Here is a 1,599-nt window from a genome sequence, read left to right as displayed (position 1 = left end):
AATCAGGTACTGTTGGCCCTTGGGTGTGACCTTGGTCGTGAAGTTCACGGTGGTATGCCCGTCGGGACGCTGTATCGCGGTCTCCTTGACCTCGAATAGCTTCAGCTGCATGGCCTTCTGTGTTGGCATGTTCGGGTTCCCGTTGCGCTTCATCAGCAGACCATCCGCGCGCAATGTTTTGAAGAACCTGTTCTGGCCTGTGTCGTACCCGTTCTGCTTCAGAATCTTCGCCAGCTCGCCGATCAGAATGCTTCGCTTGCTTGTGGCGACCGCGTCCGCGAACAGTACCTTCGGCTTCTGCTCTTTGATGGTCTGCTCCGCTTCGGCTCGTTTCTGCTTTTCGGTCTTTAGTTCGGTAGCTAAACGAATCAGGAAATCGGGATTGGTGATGGCCTGTTCCAGCGTGGGCTCCGTCATGTAAGCACCGTGTTTACGAATGGATGGCAGTACCTCGTGAGAGACCCAACGTTGGAATTCCTTGGCCTCCGGCTTCCGGGAACGCATGATCAGCTTGTACAGGCCGGGTTCGCTGATGATGAACGAAGTCTGTTTTCGTCCTAGCGAATCGGTGATATAAGAATTACTTAACTCATCCTCGTCAAGGGCTTTGATGGTAACTGCTGTATTGCTGAGACCGAGGATATTGCATACGTCCTTGGCCACGAACCAGGACCCGCCCTGCTTGTCCGTTAGAATTCTCAACTGGTTGCCCTTGAATTCGAAGGGCTGTAATGTTGATTCTGACATTGGATTCATTTCCTTTCGTTATTCGGCATCCGTGGCAGCGGATGCCTTTTTTATTTCTTTGCTGTCTTCGGTCTCCACGGTGTTGGCCGTTAGCCAGGATTCGATGTCGCTTTGCCTATACAAGACCGTTCGCGGCGTCGCCTGTATGTAGCGAGGTCCTTTGTTCTGGTATCGGAGTTGGGCCAGGTGATTGGGTTTAAGGCCGTAATTCTCGAATACTTCTTTAGGGCTGAGAGTTGGACTCATAACGATTGCTGGCATTATTAAAACCTCCCTCCACAAGTTGTCATTATGAGAACGTGATTAAGAAGATAGCACACATTCTCATTATGACAACTTGTGGTTTTGTGTTGGCGTGTCGTGTTGTTAAAATGAGAACATGAGAATTAATGAAGCAATTTACAGTTATATTGATTCGGTAAAAACCAACAAAGGCTTGACCCTGGATCAGATAGCAACGGAAGCACGCCGGTATGGGGCAACCTGGACCCCAGGCTTCATTTCGGGAATGAAAAGGAATGCTTCAGGTGCATCATTATTCAACATGCTGATTCTCATCAAAGCCTTGGAATCGCTATCTGGTGAATCTCTTGTACTCTCTGACCTATTCCCAGGGGATGGCGACATTGAATTAGACGGAGAATCTTCGATAAGTCGCGAAGAACTTCGTAAAGCTCTTGATGGAAAACAATTTGAACTACTAAGAAAATCCGGGGGGAACTTGTTTGAAGACCCTGTTATCCAACAGTTAAATCAGAGTCTATTGCAATCGGTGCCTGACATCATGGCGAATGTATCTAATTATTTAGTCGTGACCGCCATTAATGGGCCCCGAGAGATACATAATAAAAT

The 1,599-nt window shown here is 48.2% G+C and carries 1 protein-coding gene and 1 pseudogene; one reads left to right on the top strand and one right to left on the bottom strand.

Annotated elements, in window-relative coordinates; all coding sequences use genetic code 11:
• Positions 1-747 (bottom strand): phage antirepressor (locus Tam1G_RS11460; protein ID WP_101626613.1); only part of this gene is annotated, 747 nt, incomplete at its 3' end.
• Between the two features lie 379 nt (positions 748-1,126).
• On the opposite strand from Tam1G_RS11460, the pseudogene Tam1G_RS11450 reads away from it, so the two are divergent.
• Positions 1,127-1,599, top strand: a pseudogene (locus Tam1G_RS11450) (hypothetical protein); the annotation flags it as partial.

Origin of the sequence: Bifidobacterium imperatoris (assembly GCF_002860405.1) — a bacterium.
GTDB lineage: Bacteria > Actinomycetota > Actinomycetes > Actinomycetales > Bifidobacteriaceae > Bifidobacterium > Bifidobacterium imperatoris.
Note: the sequence above shows the minus strand (reverse complement) of the source record. Positions and strands in the feature narration are given on the sequence as shown.